The 17,956-nt window shown below is 65.1% G+C and carries 19 protein-coding genes; 15 read left to right on the top strand and 4 right to left on the bottom strand.

Annotated elements, in window-relative coordinates; translation table 11 throughout:
• Window positions 1-21 precede the first annotated feature (21 nt).
• From ilvN to BM190_RS07615, 6 genes are all read left to right on the top strand, one after another.
• A complete protein-coding gene (gene ilvN, locus BM190_RS07640) occupies window positions 22-564 on the top strand; it encodes an acetolactate synthase small subunit (RefSeq protein ID WP_011089241.1) in 543 nt (180 codons plus the stop codon).
• Window positions 565-567: 3 nt separating this feature from the next.
• Window positions 568-1,263: a class I SAM-dependent methyltransferase gene (locus tag BM190_RS07635; RefSeq protein ID WP_018319722.1), complete on the top strand. Its 696-nt coding sequence runs from the start codon at window positions 568-570 to the stop codon at window positions 1,261-1,263.
• A 45-nt stretch (window positions 1,264-1,308) separates the two neighbouring features.
• Window positions 1,309-2,199: an EamA family transporter gene (locus BM190_RS07630; RefSeq protein ID WP_092253329.1), complete on the top strand. Its 891-nt coding sequence runs from the start codon at window positions 1,309-1,311 to the stop codon at window positions 2,197-2,199.
• Window positions 2,200-2,206: 7 nt separating this feature from the next.
• Window positions 2,207-2,809: a LysE family translocator gene (locus BM190_RS07625; RefSeq protein WP_177236957.1), complete on the top strand. Its 603-nt coding sequence runs from the start codon at window positions 2,207-2,209 to the stop codon at window positions 2,807-2,809.
• 147 nt (window positions 2,810-2,956) lie between these two features.
• Complete coding sequence (gene ilvC / locus BM190_RS07620; RefSeq protein ID WP_018319725.1) at window positions 2,957-3,976, top strand: ketol-acid reductoisomerase; 1,020 nt, start codon at window positions 2,957-2,959, stop codon at window positions 3,974-3,976.
• Between the two features lie 161 nt (window positions 3,977-4,137).
• Window positions 4,138-4,986, top strand: a complete 849-nt coding sequence (locus tag BM190_RS07615; RefSeq protein WP_092253325.1) for an SDR family oxidoreductase — start codon at window positions 4,138-4,140, stop codon at window positions 4,984-4,986.
• 11 nt (window positions 4,987-4,997) lie between these two features.
• On the opposite strand, the gene BM190_RS07610 is transcribed toward BM190_RS07615, so the two are convergent.
• Window positions 4,998-5,618 carry a hypothetical protein gene (locus BM190_RS07610; protein WP_092253323.1) on the bottom strand — a complete coding sequence of 207 codons (621 nt, stop codon included), beginning with the start codon at window positions 5,616-5,618 and terminating at the stop codon, window positions 4,998-5,000.
• Window positions 5,619-5,725: 107 nt separating this feature from the next.
• Between BM190_RS07610 and BM190_RS07605 the strand changes: the two genes are divergently transcribed.
• Together BM190_RS07605 and BM190_RS07600 are read left to right on the top strand one after the other, a co-directional pair.
• Window positions 5,726-6,379 (top strand): TetR/AcrR family transcriptional regulator, encoded by a 654-nt coding sequence (locus BM190_RS07605; protein ID WP_244550618.1) that lies wholly within the window; start codon window positions 5,726-5,728, stop codon window positions 6,377-6,379.
• Between the two features lie 215 nt (window positions 6,380-6,594).
• The gene (locus BM190_RS07600; protein WP_092253319.1) at window positions 6,595-8,307 is read left to right on the top strand and encodes a sulfatase-like hydrolase/transferase; all 1,713 of its coding nucleotides are present in this window, start codon (window positions 6,595-6,597) and stop codon (window positions 8,305-8,307) included.
• Window positions 8,308-8,441: 134 nt separating this feature from the next.
• On the opposite strand, the gene BM190_RS07595 is transcribed toward BM190_RS07600, so the two are convergent.
• Window positions 8,442-10,001 (bottom strand): glycine betaine ABC transporter substrate-binding protein, encoded by a 1,560-nt coding sequence (locus BM190_RS07595; protein ID WP_092253317.1) that lies wholly within the window; start codon window positions 9,999-10,001, stop codon window positions 8,442-8,444.
• Complete coding sequence (locus tag BM190_RS07590; protein ID WP_092253315.1) at window positions 9,998-10,780, bottom strand: ATP-binding cassette domain-containing protein; 783 nt, start codon at window positions 10,778-10,780, stop codon at window positions 9,998-10,000. The genes BM190_RS07595 and BM190_RS07590 overlap by 4 nt, the downstream gene beginning before the upstream one ends.
• 280 nt (window positions 10,781-11,060) lie before the next feature.
• Between BM190_RS07590 and BM190_RS07585 the strand changes: the two genes are divergently transcribed.
• Together BM190_RS07585 and BM190_RS07580 are read left to right on the top strand one after the other, a co-directional pair.
• Complete coding sequence (locus BM190_RS07585; RefSeq protein WP_092253313.1) at window positions 11,061-11,879, top strand: ABC transporter ATP-binding protein; 819 nt, start codon at window positions 11,061-11,063, stop codon at window positions 11,877-11,879.
• Entirely contained in the window at window positions 11,879-12,667 is a 789-nt protein-coding gene (locus BM190_RS07580) for an ABC transporter permease (RefSeq protein WP_018319734.1), read from the top strand. Before BM190_RS07585 ends, BM190_RS07580 begins: the two co-directional genes overlap by 1 nt.
• A gap of 47 nt (window positions 12,668-12,714) precedes the next feature.
• On the opposite strand, the gene BM190_RS07575 is transcribed toward BM190_RS07580, so the two are convergent.
• On the bottom strand, window positions 12,715-13,164 hold the full coding sequence (locus BM190_RS07575) for a cupin domain-containing protein (RefSeq protein WP_028145436.1): 450 nt from the start codon (window positions 13,162-13,164) through the stop codon (window positions 12,715-12,717).
• A gap of 138 nt (window positions 13,165-13,302) precedes the next feature.
• Here BM190_RS07575 and BM190_RS07570 point away from each other — a divergent pair, with 138 nt between their 5' ends.
• The 5 genes from BM190_RS07570 to BM190_RS07550 all read left to right on the top strand — a co-directional run bounded on the left by BM190_RS07570 (window position 13,303) and on the right by BM190_RS07550 (window position 17,956).
• Entirely contained in the window at window positions 13,303-14,328 is a 1,026-nt protein-coding gene (locus BM190_RS07570) for an ABC transporter substrate-binding protein (RefSeq protein WP_177236956.1), read from the top strand.
• Between the two features lie 30 nt (window positions 14,329-14,358).
• Window positions 14,359-15,063 (top strand): NUDIX hydrolase, encoded by a 705-nt coding sequence (locus tag BM190_RS07565; RefSeq protein ID WP_092253309.1) that lies wholly within the window; start codon window positions 14,359-14,361, stop codon window positions 15,061-15,063.
• A 93-nt stretch (window positions 15,064-15,156) separates the two neighbouring features.
• Window positions 15,157-16,467 carry an ABC transporter substrate-binding protein gene (locus BM190_RS07560; protein WP_092253307.1) on the top strand — a complete coding sequence of 437 codons (1,311 nt, stop codon included), beginning with the start codon at window positions 15,157-15,159 and terminating at the stop codon, window positions 16,465-16,467.
• A 14-nt stretch (window positions 16,468-16,481) separates the two neighbouring features.
• Window positions 16,482-17,249, top strand: coding sequence for an ABC transporter ATP-binding protein (locus BM190_RS07555; protein ID WP_018319739.1), 768 nt, complete (start codon window positions 16,482-16,484; stop codon window positions 17,247-17,249).
• Window positions 17,250-17,251: 2 nt separating this feature from the next.
• A complete protein-coding gene (locus BM190_RS07550; protein WP_092253305.1) occupies window positions 17,252-17,956 on the top strand; it encodes an ABC transporter ATP-binding protein in 705 nt (234 codons plus the stop codon).

Raw genomic sequence — 17,956 nt, 5'->3', positions numbered from 1 at the left:
AAGAGACAAGAGGGGACGACAATGAACCAGCCCGCATCCGCCTACTTCATCGAGGATCGCCACGATCCCAACGAGACGCATACGCTCTCGGTGCTCGTGCAGAACGAGCCGGGCGTGCTCGCGCGCGTCATCGGCCTGTTCTCGGGCCGCGGCTACAACATCGAGAGCCTCACGGTCTCGGAGACCGAGGCCCAGAAGCACCTGTCGCGCATCACCATCGTCACGACGGGTACGCCGATGGTGATCGAGCAGATCAAGCACCAGCTCGACCGCATGATCCCGGTCTACCGGGTCGTCGACATGACCCAGACCAAGCGCTCGATCGAGCGCGAGCTGGCGATGGTGAAGGTGCGCGGGCAGGGCGAGCATCGGGTCGAGGCGCTCAGGCTCGCGGATGCGTTCCGCGCCCGGGTGATCGACGCCACGACCGAGAGCTTTGTGTTCGAGATCACAGGCAATACGGACAAGATCAATCAATATATCGACCTGATGCGCCCGCTCGGCCTCGTCGAGGTGTCGCGCACCGGCGTTGCCGCGATCGGCCGCGGGCCTGAAGGGATGTGAACCATGCTGGCGCGCGACTGGTACTATAACGAGCGGAACCGGATGGGGATCGAGCCCGCGGTGGCCTCGATCTACGACGCCCACGACGATGCCGATCTGCGGGCGCGCGCCGCGCTGAAAATGCTGGGAGTCCAGCGCGGCTGGCGCATCGCCGACATCGGCTGCGGCAACGGCGTGCTGGCGACCGAAGCCGCACTGCTGGGCGCGGAAGTGGACGCCATCGACATCTCGCCGGCAATGCTGGCGCTTGCCGAGATCTACGCGCGTGATCGCAAGGCGCCCGTGCGCACACAGTCCGCCGGCCTGCTCAGCTTCGCCTATCGGCCGGAATCCTACGACCTGATCGTCAGCGAATTCACGCTGCACCACCTGCCGGATTTCTGGAAGGCGGTGGCGATGTCGCGAATCTATCGTGCGCTGAAGCCGGGCGCGAGCTTCTATCTGCGCGACATCGTCTATGCCTCCATGCCCGACGCGATCGAGCGCGACGTCGAGCAATGGGCTGACTACCAGATCAAGAACCACGATTTTTCGCGCGAAGGCGTCGTCACGCATATGCGCGACGAATACTCCACCTTCGGCTGGGTGATGGAGCGGATGCTGACCGACGTCGGCTTCACGCTGGTCTCGGCCGATTACCACGCACCGATGCACGGCACCTATCTGCTGCGCAAACCAAGAGCCGGCGAGCAAGGCTAAACGACAACAACAGGGCTGCACGACAGGGCAGAACCGAGAACAACAATGAAGCCGGCCGATATCCTCATCGCCATCCTGGTGGCGATCATCTGGGGACTTGCCTTCGTGGCGAGCCGGATCGCGCTCGACGAGCTTTCGCCGGAGCTGATGACGGCGCTGCGTTTTTCCATCGCCGCGTTGCCGTGCCTGTTCATCCGCAAGCCCAAAATCGCCTGGTCGCTGCTGATCGCAATCAGCTTTACGCTGTTCCTCGGTCAGTTCCTGAGCCAGGCCTATGGCATCGCCCATGGTGTGCCGGTGGGGCTGACCAGCGTCGTCGTGCAGAGCCAGGCGCTGTTCACGATCGGCTTTGCCGCGATCGCTTTTGGCGAGCGGCCGACGCCGATGCAGGCGCTCGGCGTTGGTATCGCTGCGATCGGCCTTCTGATGATCTGCGGTACGGTCGGCTATGATTTCAGCGTCGCCGCGTTTGCGGTGCTGATGATCTCGCCGATCAGCTTTGCCGTCGGCAATCTGCTGCTGCGCGGCGCCCGCGGCGTGCCGATGTTCGACCTGTTCGCGTGGTTGTGCCTTGCCGCGGCCGTGCCGCTGTTCGTGCTGGCGCTGATCGCCAATGGTCCCGCGCCGACATGGACGTCGCTGAGCCACATATCGCTGACATCGGCTCTCTGCATGCTGGCGCTTGGCGGCATCTCAACGAGTATCGCCTATTGGCTCTGGGGCCGGCTGCTGCGTGACTATCCCGCCGCGCAAGTGGTGCCGTTTGCGCTGCTGGTGCCGTTCGTCGGCTCGGCCGCCTCCAGCATCGTGTTTGGCGAGCGGTTCGGACCCTTGCGGCTCGCCGGCATGCTGACCGTGATCGGCGGTATCGCGGTGATGGTGCTGGCGAAGCGGCCCAAGGCGTTACCCGAAGAACCGTTGCCGAAAACGGCGTGAGGTGAGCATGTCCCAGTCGCTGCTCTATGCCTTCCTGATCTTCATGGTCGTGATGTATTTCACGCCCGGACCGAACAACATCATGCTGCTGTCCTCGGGCCTGACCTACGGCTTCCGGCGCACCATCCCCCACATCGCCGGCATCGTCCTCGGTTTCGCCTTCATGGTCGCCGCCGTCGGCCTCGGGCTTGGCTCCGTGTTCCTGGCCTATCCGATCCTCCAGACCATCCTGAAATATGCCGGTGCTGCCTACCTGATCTATCTTGCCGTCGCGATCGCCATGTCCGGCCCGGCCAAGCCGGGCGAGGGGGATGGCCGCGGCCCGATGACCTTCTGGGGCGCGGCGATGTTCCAATGGATCAATGCCAAGGGCTGGGTGATCGTGATCGGCACCATCACCGCCTATGCGGCGATCGCCCAATTTCCGCTCAACATCGCGATCCAAACCGTGATCAGCCTGATCGTCGGCACCGTCTCGACCGTGGTCTGGGCCCTGTTCGGCTCGGCATTGCGGCCGGTCCTGACCTCGGAGCGGCTGGTCCGCGCCTTCAATATCCTGATGGCGATCCTGCTGCTGGCCTCCCTCTACCCCGTTTTCATGGATGCATGATGTCGCGGATTTCCATGCAGAAACGGGTTTCCCAGCCGGCTGAAAATGCTCTAGACAGCCCCCGAAATCCGCAAATTTCACCGTCCAAGACTTGAGCAGTCGGACCTGACCAACGGCCGATTCTGGCCCCTAACGAGGAAACGACCCATGCGTGTTTATTACGATCGCGACGCCGACCTGAACCTGATCAAGGGCAAGAAGGTCGCCATCGTGGGCTATGGCAGCCAGGGCCACGCCCATGCGCTCAACCTGAAGGATTCCGGCGTCAAGGACGTTGCCATTGCGCTGCGCAAGGACTCGGGCTCGGTCAAGAAGGCGGAAGCCGCCGGCTTCAAGGTGATGGAAGTCGCCGAAGCCGCCAAATGGGCCGACCTCGTCATGATGCTGACCCCGGACGAGCTCCAGGGCGACATCTATCGCGATCACCTGCACGACAACATGAAGAAGGGCGCCGCCCTCGTGTTCGCGCACGGCCTCAACGTCCACTTCAACCTGCTCGACCCGCGCGCCGATCTCGACGTGCTCATGATCGCGCCGAAGGGCCCCGGCCACACCGTGCGCTCGGAATATCAGCGCGGCGGCGGCGTGCCCTGCCTGATCGCAATCGCCAAGGACGTCTCGGGCAACGCCCATGACCTCGGCCTGTCCTACGCCTCGGCTGTCGGCGGCGGCCGCGCCGGCATCATCGAGACCACCTTCAAGGAAGAGTGCGAGACCGATCTTTTCGGCGAGCAGGTGGTGCTCTGCGGCGGCCTGGTCGAGCTGATCAAGGGCGGCTACGAGACCCTGGTCGAAGCTGGCTACGCTCCGGAGATGGCCTATTTCGAGTGCCTGCACGAAGTGAAGCTGATCGTCGACCTGATTTATGAAGGCGGCATCGCCAACATGAACTACTCGATCTCCAACACCGCGGAGTACGGCGAGTACGTCACCGGCCCGCGCATCGTCACCGCCGAGACCAAGGCCGAGATGAAGCGCGTTCTCGCCGACATCCAGGGCGGCAAGTTCGCCCGCGACTGGATGCTCGAGAACAAGGTCAACCAGACCTCGTTCAAGGCGACCCGCGCCAAGCTCGCTCAGCACCCGATCGAGGAAGTCGGCGCCAAGCTGCGCGACATGATGCCCTGGATCAAGAAGGGCGCGCTGGTCGACAAGTCGAAGAACTAAGTCGTCTCCCGGACGCAGCGCATCACGCAAGTGGTGCGCTGCTGATCCGGGGGCCATTGCGGCTCCCGGGTCTCGGCTTCTGCGCTCCGTTTCGCTGCGCTTGTCCGGGACATGGGCAAAAATCCAAGGCATGATCGCAGGAACTCCAGGGGAGGAAGACCATGCGATCTGTCGTCGTCACCGGTGCGTCCACAGGCATCGGCTGGGCTACTGCCAAATTCCTGATCGGGCGCGGCTATCGCGTGTTCGGCAGCGTCCGCAAGCAGGCCGATGCCGACCGGCTTCAGGGCGAGTTTGGCGCCAATTTCAGGCCGCTGCTGTTCGACGTCACCGACGAGGCCGCGGTCCTCGCTGCTGCGCGAAAAGTTCGCGAAGCGCTGAACGGTGAGACGCTGGCCGGCCTCGTCAACAATGCGGGCATCGCCGTCGCCGGTCCCGTGCTCGAATTGTCGGCGGATGATTTCCGCCGCCAGATGGACATCAACGTCATCGGCCCTGTCATCGCGACGCAGGCGTTCGGGCCGCTGCTCGGGGCCGACCCGTCGCTGAAGGGGCCGAAGGGGCGGATCGTGATGATCAGCTCGGTCGCAGGAAAGAACGGCAATCCGTTGTCGGCGCCCTACTGCACCTCCAAGCACGCCGTCGAGGGATTGTCGGAAAGCCTGCGCCGCGAATTGATGCTGTTCGGCATCGACGTCATCATCGTCGCCCCCGGCGCGGTGAAGACACCGATCTGGAGCAAGGCCGAGCAGATCGATCTCTCCGTCTACCAGAACTCGCCCTATCTCCCGGCGCTCAACAAGGTCATGGCCTTCATGATGGACCTCGGCGCGAAGGGCCTGCCGGCCGAGCGGATCGCCGAGATCGTGTTCGAGGCGCTGACGGCGGTAAGCCCCAAGGTACGTTACCAGATCACGCCCGACCCGCTCCGCCATCTGATCGGTGCCGTACTGCCGAAACGGACGGTCGACCGGATCATCGCCAAGCGGCTCGGACTGCTGCCGCAGTAAAGGCGGGCGCTTCAGCCCGCTGCAACGGTCTGCCCGCGCGGGTGGCGGGCCATCGCGATCATACGCAGCGTCATCACGATCAGCAGCGGAATGAGGAACGCGGCATAGAGCGGCATCGCCGGCACGCGCTTGCCGAATGACACCATGAACTGGAACCAGAGATAATAGCCGCCGACCAGGTGCAGCGTGCGCCAAGCGCGGGGGCCGATCAGCGCGGCGGTGCGGTCGAACGAGGTGGCGCTCATCGCGACGATGAAGCCATAGCCGATGCCGCCGAAGATGTAGGAGACGGCCGAGGTCGTCTCGGCAAAGCCGGCAGGATCCATCCAGGCGAAAACAACGATCGCAACCGCGTGGGTGGCGTGGGAAGCCGCAAAACTGAGGCCGAGATAGCGGCGGTTGCGGCGCTGCCAGCGGGTCCATGCGTTGGGCCAAAGCCGCGCCATCGCCGCGGCGCTGAAGGCGAGGCAGAACAGCAGCAGCGAGCTGCGTGCGGTGAAACGGATCACCATCCGCACGCCCTCGACCTCGAACTGCCGCATCGAGGCGATCCACAGGCTGAGAAGGACCAGGCTGAGGGTGAGGGCGGCGAGCAGCCGCCAGCCTTCGAACCAGCTTTGACGTTGCGGCATGGTGATCTTCCTCCGTTATGTAATCATCGATTACATTTCGGCGCCGCGCGGCGGTCAATGGTGTAATCATCGCTTACATTCACGTTCGGGTGATGCTAGGAAGCGCCATGTCCGCCCGCCAGCCGTCCAAGCCGCGCGCCCGCCGCCCTGCAGCCCAGGCCAGGCCGTATCACCACGGCGACCTCCGCCGTGTCCTGATCGATGCTGCGCTGCAATTGGCGGCGGAGGGAGCGGAGGTCTCCGTCCGTGAGGCCGCGCGCCGGGCCGCGGTGTCGCCGGGCGCGCCGTTCCGGCACTTTCCGAACCGCGATGCACTGATGGCGGCGGCCGCCGAGGAGGCGCAGCGGCGTTTCCGTGTCGAGATCGAGGCCGCGCTGAGCGAGGCTCCGCCGGCCGGCCCGCTTGCCCGTTTCCGTGCCTTTGGCCTTGCTTACCTGCGCTGGGCGATGCGCAATCCCGCCCATTTCGAGATCATCTCCACCGGGCGCTATTTCGCCCATGGCAGCTCCGCGGAATTGACGCGCGACAATGCCGAGTTGATCGCGCTGACCGAGGGAATCCTGGCCGAGGCGGCGGAGCAGGGCCTGCTGCGGTCGGCGGACCTCAAGCGCATCCAGATCGCCGGCCGCGCCCTGGTCTACGGCTTCGCCCGGATGAATCTCGATGGCCACTTTCCGCGCTGGGGCGTCGAGGAGGGGGCGATCGAGCGGATGGCGGAAGGCGTGCTCGACCTCTTCATCGCCGGCATCGCAAAGCCTTAACCGAGCGAGCGGCTCGGCCCGCCGCCGTGCGGGCTTCGCCGGTCACTAACAATAAGCGAAGGTCGGGTCACCGCATGCGTTGCCTGTCCTTGACCGTTCCGTTACAGTTTTATGACACGGTGCAGGCTTCCGGCTGCTCCGGACGCCCCGTCACCGTCTCGAGGACCAGACGGCCTGGCATCACCGCGCCGGACTTGAAGTATAGCGTGTCGTCGATGGCGTCCGCGCCCAATCCAGGTCCTTCTGCCACGACCGCCGTGCTGGCGAGCGTCGCCGCGCTCGGCATCTGGCGGCTGCTCGCGGTTGCCGCGCCGCATCTGGCCGCGCTCGCGCTGATGTACCAGACCGAGACCGATTTCGGCTCGCGGCTCTCCTTCGCGCTGGCCTGGGGCATTCTCAATTTTTTCTGGATCACGCTGCTGCGCCGGCCGGCGCTATCAGGCGCGCTGTCGCTGACCATGGTCGTCGTGCTGGTGCTGCTGTCGCGGCTCAAGCACGACGTCGTCCAGATGACGGTCAACTTCATCGACCTGATGATGATCGACCGCGACACCGTCGCGTTCTTGTTCACGATCTTCCCGAATTTGCGCTGGTCGGTGATCCTGGCCGGCTTCGTCACGCTGCCGCTGATGTATGCGCTGTGGTGGCTCGATCCGTTCCGCATCCGCCGTCTGCCGGCGTTCGCCTGCAAGCTGGCCTGCCTTGCCGCGCTGGTCGGCTATTCGCTCTATCATCCGGACGAAGCCTGGCGCGGCTATTACGACGACGGCTATCTGTCGAAATTCTTCCGCTCCGGCGTCAGCTCGGTCTCCGATTTCGTGCAGTACGGTTTCATGGAATCGGCCGCCGCGACCAACGAGCGCCTCAACATGCCGCTGGTCGATTCCTGCCATCCTGCCGGACGCCGGCCGAACATCATCATGGTCCATGATGAATCGAGCTTCGACATCCGCGCCGCCCAGGGCATCAAGGTGCCGCAGGGCTATGGCAGCCACTTCAAATCCTGGGACGGCAAGCAACGCACGTTCCTGGCCGAGAGCAATGGCGGGCCGAGCTGGTTCACCGAATACAACGTGCTTGCAGGCCTCTCCTCGCGCTCGTTCGGCCGCTTTGCCTACTTCGTGACGCGCATCGCCTCGAACCGCGTCGAGCGCGGGCTGCCGCTGGCGCTGCGCCGTTGCGGCTACGACACGATGTCGCTCTATCCCGCCCATGGCGGCTTCATGGCCGCGCGCAGCTTCCAGCTGACGACGGGCATCGAACGCTTCCTCGACGCCAAGGACCTCGGTGCCAAGGACGTCGAGCCCGACGGCTTCTTCTACGACAAGGCGCTCCAGCTGATGGGCCAGCAGCCGCCCAACAAGCCGCTGTTCACCTTCATCTATCTCGGTGCCAATCATTTCCCGTGGGAGACGCGCTTCCGTCCCGACCTGCTGCCGAACTGGCGCGCGCCGGGCAATGTGCCGTCCATCGACGAATATCTGCGTCGGCAGGCGATCAGCGCCGAGCAATACAAGGCGTTCGTCGCGGGCCTGAAGAAGACGTTCCCGGGCGAGCCCTTCCTGATCGTGCGCTATGGCGATCATCAACCCGAGTTCGCGCCTGCTATCCTCGAGCCCGGGCTCGACGAGGGCGCTCTCGGCAAGAAGCTGGACGCCTACGATCCGCGCCTCTACGCGACCTATTACGCGATCGACGCCGTCAATTTCGAGCCGGTGAAGAGTGCTGCCGTGATGGACACGATCGACGGCCCTTATCTGCCGCTGGTGATCCAGGAGGCCGCCGGCATCCCGCTCGATCCGTCCTTCGCCGAGCAGAAGGAGATCATGCTCCGCTGCAAGGGCGTGTTCTACAGCTGCAAGGACGGCGTCGAAGCGCGGCGGCTGAACCGCCTGCTGATCAACGCGGGGATCATCAGGGGGCTGTAGGCTCTGCCGCCATCCTGAGCATCCGTAGGTGGGCAAAGCGACGTGTCCGCCGTAGCTCGAAGAGCGAAGGCGGAAGCGTGCCCACCACCTCTCACACGCATTGCGCGCCTTTGCCCACCCTACGAAATCTCAACCTACCGCCCGCCCACCTTCTCCCACAGCCACTTCGCCACCGCATCCGGCGAGGAATTCGCGTCATTGCCGCTGGCGCGCAGATTCGCCTCGCGCATAGTGGCGATGTCGATCTTGCCGAGCAGCGGTTGCAGCGCTGCCTTGAGCCGCTCATCCCCGGCGCGCTTCGGTGCGAGCAGGAGGATCGCGTCGTAGGGCGGAATCGCGTGCTTGGGATCGTCGAGCGCGACAAGATCGTATTTCGCGATCAACCCGTCGCTGGTGTAGCCGGCGATCACGTCGACTTCGCCGCTCGCAACCGCTGCATACATGAAATCCGGCTGCATCTGGCGCTGGGCGCGGAACGAAAGGCCGTAGGCCTTTTGCAGCGCCGCCCATTCCGGCCGCGAGAAGAACTCGTAGTCGCCGGCAATCGATAGCGTCGATGCGTGCGCCGCGAGATCGGCAATGGTCCGGATGCCAAGCGCTTCGGCGCGCTTCTTCGGAAGCACCAACGCATAGGCGTTCTCGAAGCCGAGCTCGCCGAGCAGGGTGATGTTGTCCTTTGCCAGGCTTGCCTTCAAATCCGTCAACAGCTCTGCGCGCGGCTTGATGTCGGAGCGATGCAGCTGATTGGCCCAGAGCGTGCCGGAATAATCGACATAGAGATCGATGTCGCCGGCCTTCAACGCCCCGAAGATCACGCTGGAGCCGAGGCCCGAGCGCGTCGTCGCGGGCAGACCGGCGGCCTGGAGGCGGTCCCTCAGTAGCGCCGACAGCACATATTGCTCGGCGAAGGTCTTGGCGCCGACGACATAGCCCTGCGACGAGCGTCCCATCGTCGGCACCAGCGTTGCAGCGACCAGCGCCGCGATACCGGCTGCGCCGAGCGCGGTGCGGGCGCGGCTGCGCTGGCGCAGGCCGCCCTCGATCAGGCCGAGCAGCTGATCGACGGCGAGCGCCAGCAGCGCCGAGGCAAAGCAGCCGAACAGCACGAACACCCAGTTCTGGGTTTGAAGCCCGGCAAAGATGTAATTGCCGAGGCTGGTCTGCCCGATCGGCGTCGACAACGTCGCGGTGCCGATCACCCACACCGCGGCGGTGCGGATGCCCGCCATCATCACCGGCAGCGCCAGCGGCAGCTCGACCATGACGAGCGACTGCCGCGCGGTCATGCCGACGCCCTTGGCGGCCTCGATCAGCGCGGGATCGATGCCGTTGAGCCCGGTGATGCCGTTGCGCAGCACTGGCAGCATCGAATAGAGCGCCAGCGCCAGCATCGCCGGCAGGAAGCCGAACGCCGAGAAGGATACGCCGAACCAGGCCAGCGTCACCGAGGCGGCCAGCAGCAGCAGCGGATAGAACAGCGCGAGCAGCGCCAGGCCCGGCACTGTCTGCACGATGCTGGCGATTGCGAGCAGGATAGCTCGCGGCGCCGGACGGCTGCGCGTCAGGATCGCCAGCGGCAGGCTGACGGCAAGGCCAAGCTCGAGCGCGGCGAGACTGACCCGCACATGATTGCCGAGATAATCGGGCAGATGCGCCAGCGCCTCGCCCCAGCGTGGATCGGAAAACAGGCTCATGCCGCACCGCTTTGCGGCAGCAGCGCGTTCAGCCGCTCGACCTGGCGCCGCGGCGTACGCAGCAGCTCCAGCACGTAAGCGTCGCTGCTGTTCGAGAGCTCGGTGGGGGTGCCCTGCGCGAGCAGCTGTCCGCTGCGCATCACCGCGATGCGGTCGGCGAGCAGGATCGCCTCCGTCATGTCATGCGTGATCATCACGGTGGTCAGGCCGAGCTTGCGATGCAGCGAACGATAGTCGTCGCCGAGCGCATCGCGGGTAATGGGATCGAGCGCGCCGAACGGCTCGTCCATCAGCACGATGCGGGGCCTTGCCGCCAGCGCCCGCGCCACGCCGACGCGCTGGCGCTGGCCGCCGGAGAGCGCCTCCGGCAGACGGCTGCGATGCGCGTCACGATCGAGCTGCACAAGCTCCAGCAGCTCGTCGACGCGCGCTGCAATATCGGCCGCCGGCTGGCCCAGCAGTTTCGGCGTGATCCCGATATTGTCGGCAACGCTCAGATGCGGAAACAGCCCGCCGCTCTGGAACACGTAGCCGATCCGCCGCCGCAGCGCGACCGGATCGACGCTTTGCACGTCCTCGCCCTCGACCGTGATGGTGCCGCCCTCGGCCTCGATCAGCCGGTTGGCGAGCCGCAGCAGCGTGGTCTTGCCGGAGCCCGATCCGCCGACGATCGCCACAAATTCGCCCTCGGCGATGTCGAGCGACAAACCGTCCACGGCCTTCAGCAGGCCGAAGCTCTTGGTGACGTGGGCATAGCTGATGGCTGGCTTGGAAGGCATCGCAGGTAAGCTCGCTTTTCTCTTACCCTCCCCTGGAGGGGGAGGGTCGATCGCGCGCTGCGCGAGCGGGGTGGGGTGGTCTCTCGACACGGGCAGTGTTGGACGTGGAGAGACCGTCACCCCACCCCGTCTCACATTTCGCTGGCGCTCATGTGAGCCGACCCTCCCCCTCCAGGGGAGGGTAAGAGCGCGGCGACGCCCATGCGTAGCACGCTTGGCGGCTTGATTGAACTTGGCCGCGCGAGCGGCTAAGGCATCGGGCCAAGTTCGGAGGGAATATATGTCAACGCCAACGGCAGTGGCGCTGGAAGATGCCAAGGTTGCGTTCCGGCTCGGGGACGGGCGGGTCTACACGGCGGTGGAAAAGGCCCACCTCACAGTGGCGCAAGGCGAGTTCGTCGCCATCGTCGGGCCCACGGGCTGCGGGAAATCGACGCTGCTCAACGTCGCGGCCGGGCTGCTGAAGCCGGCCGCCGGCAGCGTCAGGATTTTCGACCGGCCGCTCGCGGGGCTGAACCGGGATGCCGGCTACCTGTTCCAGGCCGACGCGCTGTTCCCGTGGAAGACTGCGCTCGACAATGTCGCGATCGGGCTGGAGATCAAGGGCACGCCGCGCGCCGAGGCACTGCCGCGCGCACGGAAATGGCTGACCTCGGTCGGCCTTGGCGCGTTCGCGGGTCGCTATCCGCATATGCTCTCGGGCGGCCAGCGCAAGCGTGTGGCGCTGGCGCAGGTGCTGATCCGCGATCCAAAAATCCTTTTGATGGACGAGCCGTTCGGGCCGCTCGATGCGCAGACCCGCCAGGTGATGGGCAACCTGCTGCTGGACCTCTGGAACGCCGACCGCAAGGCCGTGCTGTTCGTCACCCATGATCTCGAAGAGGCGATCGCGCTCGCCGACCGCGTCGTGATCATGTCGGCCGGGCCGTCCTCGCGCATCATCGGCGACTGGCAGGTGAGCCTGCCGCGCCCGCGCGACATCTTCGAGGTGCGACTGGACAAGGAGTTCCATGCGCTCCACCGCGAGATCTGGAGCGTGCTCAAGGACGAGGTGATGAAGGGCTACGCGCAATCCACCCAAGCGGCGGAGGCGGTCTGATGTCGCGCCCGACGCTGTTCGCGCTGCAAGTCCTGGTCGCGGTCGTTTGCATCGTGCTGTGGCAGGTGCTGTCGACCGTTCCCGTGTTCGGCAAGATCCTGCTGCCGCCGTTCTTCTTCTCCAACCCGTTCGACGTGTTCAGCCAGATCGTGAAGTGGTTCTCTTCCGGCGTGATCTGGAAGCACCTCGGCATCACGTTGGCGGAATCGATCCTCGCCTTCGTGATCGGTTCGCTCGGCGGCGTGCTGGTCGGCTTCTGGTTCGCGCGCCAGCCGATTGTAGCGGCAGTGTTCGACCCCTACGTCAAGATGGTCAACGCGCTGCCGCGCGTGGTGCTGGCGCCGATCTTCGCGCTGTGGCTGGGCCTCGGCATCTGGTCCAAGGTCGCGCTCGGCGTGACCCTGGTGTTCTTCATCGTGTTCTTCAACGTCTATCAGGGCGTCAAGGAGGTCAGCCGCACCGTGCTCGACAATGGCCGCATGCTCGGCATGAGCGAGCGGCAGCTGATGCGGCACGTCTATTGGCCCTCGGCGCTGTCCTGGATGTTCTCCTCGCTGCACACCTCGGTCGGCTTTGCCGTGGTCGGCGCGGTCGTCGGCGAATATCTGGGATCGGCAGCGGGCCTCGGCTATCTCATCCAGCAGGCGGAGGGCGTGTTCGACGTCGCCGGCGTGTTCGCCGGCATGTTCGTGCTGTCGGCGTTCGTGATCCTGATCGACTATGGGGTCACGCTGGTGGAGCGGCGCCTGTTGGTGTGGCGGCCGACCGCATCGGATGGGCGCGGCTAGGCGCGAGGCGGGACCCGCGTATCGGCGCGGGCCCCAATCGCGAAGCCTCAATCCAGCAGCTTGGTGTCGTCGGGTGCCTGCGGCGGCGTCTTGATCGCGATCGCCTTGACCTGTCCGCTGATCGGCTTGGTGCCGCCATGCGGCGTGCCCTTCGGGATGATGACGAGGTCGCCCGGCTTGACCGTGACTTCCTTGTCGCCAAGCCAGATCGTGCCGGTCCCGTCCAGGATGTACTGGATCTCGTTGGTGTTGGGATGCATGTGCTTGGGCACATTGCCGACCTGGATCGAGATCGTGGCGCCGTCGGCGCTCGCGAACATTTTTGAGCGGTAGCCGACATTGTTGGCGGCGCCGAGCGCATCGCCTTCCATCTCGCCGGTGTGGATGATCTGCGCGGTGATGTTCTCGGCGGCCAGCGCCGGCCGGAGCAGCTGGTTCGCGCCGCATCCGGCGGCAAAGGCGGCGGCGATCGACAGCCCGATTGCAAGACGATTCATGGATGATCCTCCCCATCACGAGTTTGTTGTTGTACCCGCATGCTATTGCGCCAAAAGGCCGATGGCCAGTGCCTTAGGCTACGCTTCTCAAGCCCGTCGCGCTGCTCTATGGTGCCGCCGGCCGAACGGAGGAAACCAATGAAGAACACGATTGCCAGGCTCGCCGCGGCGCTGCTCGCGCTTACGCTCACCACCGGATTTGCCGCGGCGCAAAGCAAGGTCACCATCGCGGTCGGCGGCGGCTCCTGCCTGTGCTATTTGCCGACGGTGCTGGCCAAGCAGCTCGGCGAATACGAGAAGGCCGGCCTCGATGTCGAGCTGGTCGACCTCAAGGGCGGCTCGGACGCGCTCAAGGCCGTGCTCGGCGGCAGCGCCGACGTCGTGTCCGGCTATTTCGACCATTGCGTCAATCTGGCGGCCAAGAAGCAGGAGCTCCAGGCTTTCGTGGTCTATGACCGCTATCCCGGCCTCGTGCTCGTGGTCGCGCCCTCGCGCACCAACGACATCAAGTCGGTCAAGGATCTCGCCGGCAAGAAGGTCGGCGTCAGCGCGCCCGGTTCCTCGACCGACTTCTTCCTGAAGTACATGCTCAAGAAGAACGGCATCGATCCGACCAGCGCCGCCGTGATTGGCGTCGGCCTCGGCGCCACCGCGGTCGCCGCGATGGAGCAGGGCCAGATCGACGCGGCCGTGATGCTCGATCCCTCCGTCACCGTGCTGCAGGGCAGCCACAAGGATTTGCGTATCCTCTCCGACACGCGGACGCAGAAGGACACGCTCGAGACCTTCGGCGGCGAATATCCCGGCGGCGCGCTGTACTCGACCGCGGCCTGGGTTGCCAAGCACGAGAAGGAGACGCAGGCGCTCACCAACGCGATCCTCGCCACGCTCGCCTGGATCCATTCGCACAGCCCTGAGGAGATCATGGCGAAGATGCCGGAGGAGACGGTCGGCAAGAACAAGGATCTCTATCTCGCCGCGCTGAAGAACACGATCCCGATGTACTCGGAGACCGGCAAGATGGACCCGAAGGGCGCGGATGCCGTGCTCGCGGTGTTCAGCGTCGGCTCGCCCGAGGTGGCGAACGCCAAGATCGACGTCAGCAAGACCTTCACCAACAAGTTCGTTGAGCAGGCCAAGAAGACCACGGGGAACGCCAAATAGCTGACGCGAAGGCGTGATAGTCGCCCCCTCATGACGTCACCGATCATTCATCGCGTCACGACGCTTGCTCTTGCCGTGCGGCCGATCGTCTGGCCGTTCGCCGAGGAGCGTCGGGCCGAGATCGCGGCGCACTTCGCCGAGAAGCAGCGCGAGCGGCCGAAGATCTGGAACGGCCGCGTCCTGCTCGGGTGCCATCCCGTATTCACGGACGGCCATTTCGCCTCGACCTATTTCGAGACCGATTTCGCAAGCTTCCTTGCCTGGCGCGACTGGGGCTTTCCCGGCGCGCCCGTGTTCAACGGGTTTGGCATGGGCGCGCTGCGCACGTCCGACGGCGCCTTCCTGATGGGCGAGATGGCGCAGCACACCGCGAACGCAGGCCGCATCTATTTCCCGTCGGGCACGCCCGATCTCGACGATGTCAGGGATGGGATGCTGGACATTCCCGGCAGCGTCGTCCGCGAAATCCAGGAAGAGACCGGCTTGACGGCGGCGGACTATCGGGCCGAGCCGGACTGGTATTGCGTCGTCAGCGGCCCCACGATTGCGATGATGCAGGTGCTCAACCTCGATATGCCCGGCGACGAGGCCCGCGCCCGGATCGAAACCAATCTCGCCCGTGAGCACGAGCCGGAATTGTCGGCGATTCATCTCGTGCGCGGGACGGGTGATCTCACGCCGACCATGCCGCGATTTGTCACGGCCTTTATCGAGCAGCAGTTCGCCTCGCGCTGATGCGCGAGGCTTGACATCCCTGCGCTCTGCCCATGTGATGGGGGCAACCAAAAGCAAGACGAATGCAATGCACAATCGTCCAGGGAGGTTTTGATGCGCCTGCGCATGGCTGCCCGATTGGTACGTGGGCTGGTGATCGCGATATCCGCGACGAGCCTGGCGGTGGCCGCCCAGGCTCAGGACAAGAAGATCAAGATCGGCGTCGTTTTTGATTTGACCGGACCTCTGGCCGGCGGCGGTTCCGAACTCGGCTATATCGGCGCGAAGATCATCCTCGACCATTTCGCCAAGACCGGCGTCGAAGGCTACAAGATCGAGGCGGTCTATGCCGATGCGCAGAGCAAGCCCGACATCGCCATCAACGAATCCGTCCGCCTGCTCGAGCAGGAGAAGGTCGACATGGTGCTCGGCTTCTTCTCCTCGGCGCAGTGCGTGCCGGTGGCCGCCCGCGTCGAGCAGCTCAAGAAGTTCATGTGGATGACGACCTGCATCTCGTCCGCCGTGTTCAACGAGAAGGGCTACAAATACGTCTTCCGCCCGCAGGCGAGCGGCGACCAGTTCGGCATGATGACGATGGACTTCATCGCGCAGAACGCCAAGGCGAAGTTCGACAAGGAGCCGAAGGACCTGCGCGTCGCCATCATCCACGAGGACGGCGCCTATGGCGTCGACGTCTCCAAGGGCAACGAGGCAGGCGCGAAGAAAGCCGGCTTCAACGTCGTGATGAAGGAGGGCTATTCGGCGACCGCGCCCGATCTGTCGGCGCTGGTGACCAAGCTCAAGCGGGCCAAGCCCGACGTGATCTTCCACACCGGCTACAACCCCGACATCACGCTGCTGCTCCGCCAGGCCCGCGAGCAGGGCCTGAAGTTCGGCGCGCTGATGGGCCATGGTGCGGGCTACGGCGTCTATGAGAAGCTGAAGGAAGGCATGGGGGCCGACGCCACCTACATCTTCAACGCCGACCCGATCTCGATCTGGCTCGCCAACCAGAAGACCATGGATCCGAAGCTCCCGCCCGTGATCAAGATGGTCGGCGAGGAGTTCGACAAGATCCGGCCCGGGGTTGCCATCCGCTCCGCCCATGTCGGCATCGGCGCGTCCAACACTTACGTGTTCATGGCCGACGTGCTGCCGCGCGCGATCAAGAAATATGGCGGTGTCGATCCCGAGGCGCTGCGCAAGGCGGCGCTCGACACCGACATCCCCGAAGGCGGCACCATGCTCGGCTTCGGCGTGAAGTTCTACGGCGAGGGCAGCCCCATGGCCGGGCAGAACGAGCGCTCGTTCCCCGTCGTGATCCAGTACATCGACGACAAATCCTCCGTGGTGTGGCCGAAGAGCCAGGCGCAGCGCGAAGCCGTGCTGCCGCTGCCGAAAGGCACCACCTACAGCAACCAATAGCGGCGGAGTGTCTGGTGCTGGAGGTCAGTGGGCTGGTGAAGCGGTTCGGCGGCTTCACCGCCGTCAACAACGTGTCGTTTCGGGTTGATCAGGGCGAGATCCTCGGCCTGATTGGGCCGAACGGTTCGGGCAAGAGCACGATCTTCAACATGCTCTCCGGCACGCTCGCGCCGACATCGGGCTCGATCGTGTTCGGCGGCTCCGAGATTGCGGGCCTCGCACCGCACCGGATCATCAACAGCGGAATCGGCCGCACCTTCCAGATTCCGCGACCGTTCCGCCGCCTGACCATCTTCGAGAACGTCGCGCTCGCCGGCTTTTACGGCCAGGGCCGCCACAGCCGCATCAAGGCCGAGGAAGCGGCCGAACGGTCACTCGCGATGGTCGGTCTGCCGACCGATCGCCATGCCAGCGTCGACGGTCTCGGCGCAGCGGGGTTGAAGAAGCTCGAGCTTGCGAAAGCGCTCGCCACGGCGCCAAAGCTGCTGCTGGCCGACGAGAGCCTCGGCGGTCTCGACGAAACCGAGATGGATCAGGCCGCCGACATGTTGCGCAATATCCGCGACGAGCTCGGCATCACCATCATCTGGGTCGAGCACATCATGGGCGTGCTGATGCGCGTCGTCGATCGCGTCATGGTGCTCGATCACGGCGAGAAGATCTCGGAAGGCCTGCCGAGCGCGGTCGCGGGCGACCCGCGCGTGATCGAGGTCTATCTCGGCACCGATGCCGAGACCACGCAGGCCGCGGCCGCCGAAGCGCGCCGCCGCGCGGGAGGCTAGGCATGCTGGAGCTCCGCGCCGTCAATGCCGGCTATGGCACGTTCCAGGCGCTGTTCGATGTCAATCTCGACGTGAAGGCCGGCGAAGCCGTCGGCGTCATCGGCCCCAATGGCGCCGGCAAGACCACCCTGATGCGTGTCGTCTCCGGCCTGATCCGGCCCTCGCGCGGCTCGATTCGGATGGAGCGGACCGACGTCGTGGCGACTCCGCCGCACAAGATCGTCAGCCTCGGCATTGCGCATGTGCCGGAAAACCGGCGGCTGTTTCCGCAGCTCTCGGTCGACGACAATCTCAAGATGGGCGCCTTCATGAAGGAGGCGCGCAGTCAGTATGCCGAGCGACTCGAAGTGGTGTTCGACCTGTTTCCACGCCTGAAGGAACGGCGCCACCAGATGGCCGGCACCATGTCCGGCGGCGAGCAGCAGATGTGCGCGATCGGCCGTGCGCTGATGTCCAATCCAAAGCTGCTGCTGCTCGACGAGCCCTCGGCCGGCCTCGCGCCGGTCGTGGTGCAGCAGGTGTTCGAGCTGGTGAAGCGGATCCGCGCCAGCGGGCTGACCGTGCTGATCGTGGAGCAGAACGTGCAGCAGGTGCTGAAAGTGGTCGATCGCGCCTATCTGATCGAGGCGGGCACCATCCGGGCATCCGGCACGTCCGCCGAGATGCTGGCGAGCGACACGGTCAAGGAAGCGTATCTCGGGGTGTGA

This window comes from Bradyrhizobium sp. Rc3b (assembly GCF_900114915.1).
GTDB lineage: Bacteria > Pseudomonadota > Alphaproteobacteria > Rhizobiales > Xanthobacteraceae > Bradyrhizobium.
The sequence above is the reverse complement of the archived record's forward strand: the minus strand, read 5'-3'. Positions and strand labels throughout refer to the sequence as shown.

What these genes read in the sequence shown, in the direction of transcription:
- ilvN (WP_011089241.1), top strand. Translation starts at nt 22, where the DNA reads ATGAACCAGCCCGCATCCGCCTACTTCATCGAGGATCGCCACGATCCC.
- BM190_RS07635 (WP_018319722.1), top strand. Translation starts at nt 568, where the DNA reads ATGCTGGCGCGCGACTGGTACTATAACGAGCGGAACCGGATGGGGATC.
- BM190_RS07630 (WP_092253329.1), top strand. Translation starts at nt 1,309, where the DNA reads ATGAAGCCGGCCGATATCCTCATCGCCATCCTGGTGGCGATCATCTGG.
- BM190_RS07625 (WP_177236957.1), top strand. Translation starts at nt 2,207, where the DNA reads ATGTCCCAGTCGCTGCTCTATGCCTTCCTGATCTTCATGGTCGTGATG.
- ilvC (WP_018319725.1), top strand. Translation starts at nt 2,957, where the DNA reads ATGCGTGTTTATTACGATCGCGACGCCGACCTGAACCTGATCAAGGGC.
- BM190_RS07615 (WP_092253325.1), top strand. Translation starts at nt 4,138, where the DNA reads ATGCGATCTGTCGTCGTCACCGGTGCGTCCACAGGCATCGGCTGGGCT.
- BM190_RS07610 (WP_092253323.1), bottom strand. Translation starts at nt 5,618, where the DNA reads ATGCCGCAACGTCAAAGCTGGTTCGAAGGCTGGCGGCTGCTCGCCGCC.
- BM190_RS07605 (WP_244550618.1), top strand. Translation starts at nt 5,726, where the DNA reads ATGTCCGCCCGCCAGCCGTCCAAGCCGCGCGCCCGCCGCCCTGCAGCC.
- BM190_RS07600 (WP_092253319.1), top strand. Translation starts at nt 6,595, where the DNA reads ATGGCGTCCGCGCCCAATCCAGGTCCTTCTGCCACGACCGCCGTGCTG.
- BM190_RS07595 (WP_092253317.1), bottom strand. Translation starts at nt 10,001, where the DNA reads ATGAGCCTGTTTTCCGATCCACGCTGGGGCGAGGCGCTGGCGCATCTG.
- BM190_RS07590 (WP_092253315.1), bottom strand. Translation starts at nt 10,780, where the DNA reads ATGCCTTCCAAGCCAGCCATCAGCTATGCCCACGTCACCAAGAGCTTC.
- BM190_RS07585 (WP_092253313.1), top strand. Translation starts at nt 11,061, where the DNA reads ATGTCAACGCCAACGGCAGTGGCGCTGGAAGATGCCAAGGTTGCGTTC.
- BM190_RS07580 (WP_018319734.1), top strand. Translation starts at nt 11,879, where the DNA reads ATGTCGCGCCCGACGCTGTTCGCGCTGCAAGTCCTGGTCGCGGTCGTT.
- BM190_RS07575 (WP_028145436.1), bottom strand. Translation starts at nt 13,164, where the DNA reads ATGAATCGTCTTGCAATCGGGCTGTCGATCGCCGCCGCCTTTGCCGCC.
- BM190_RS07570 (WP_177236956.1), top strand. Translation starts at nt 13,303, where the DNA reads ATGAAGAACACGATTGCCAGGCTCGCCGCGGCGCTGCTCGCGCTTACG.
- BM190_RS07565 (WP_092253309.1), top strand. Translation starts at nt 14,359, where the DNA reads ATGACGTCACCGATCATTCATCGCGTCACGACGCTTGCTCTTGCCGTG.
- BM190_RS07560 (WP_092253307.1), top strand. Translation starts at nt 15,157, where the DNA reads ATGCGCCTGCGCATGGCTGCCCGATTGGTACGTGGGCTGGTGATCGCG.
- BM190_RS07550 (WP_092253305.1), top strand. Translation starts at nt 17,252, where the DNA reads ATGCTGGAGCTCCGCGCCGTCAATGCCGGCTATGGCACGTTCCAGGCG.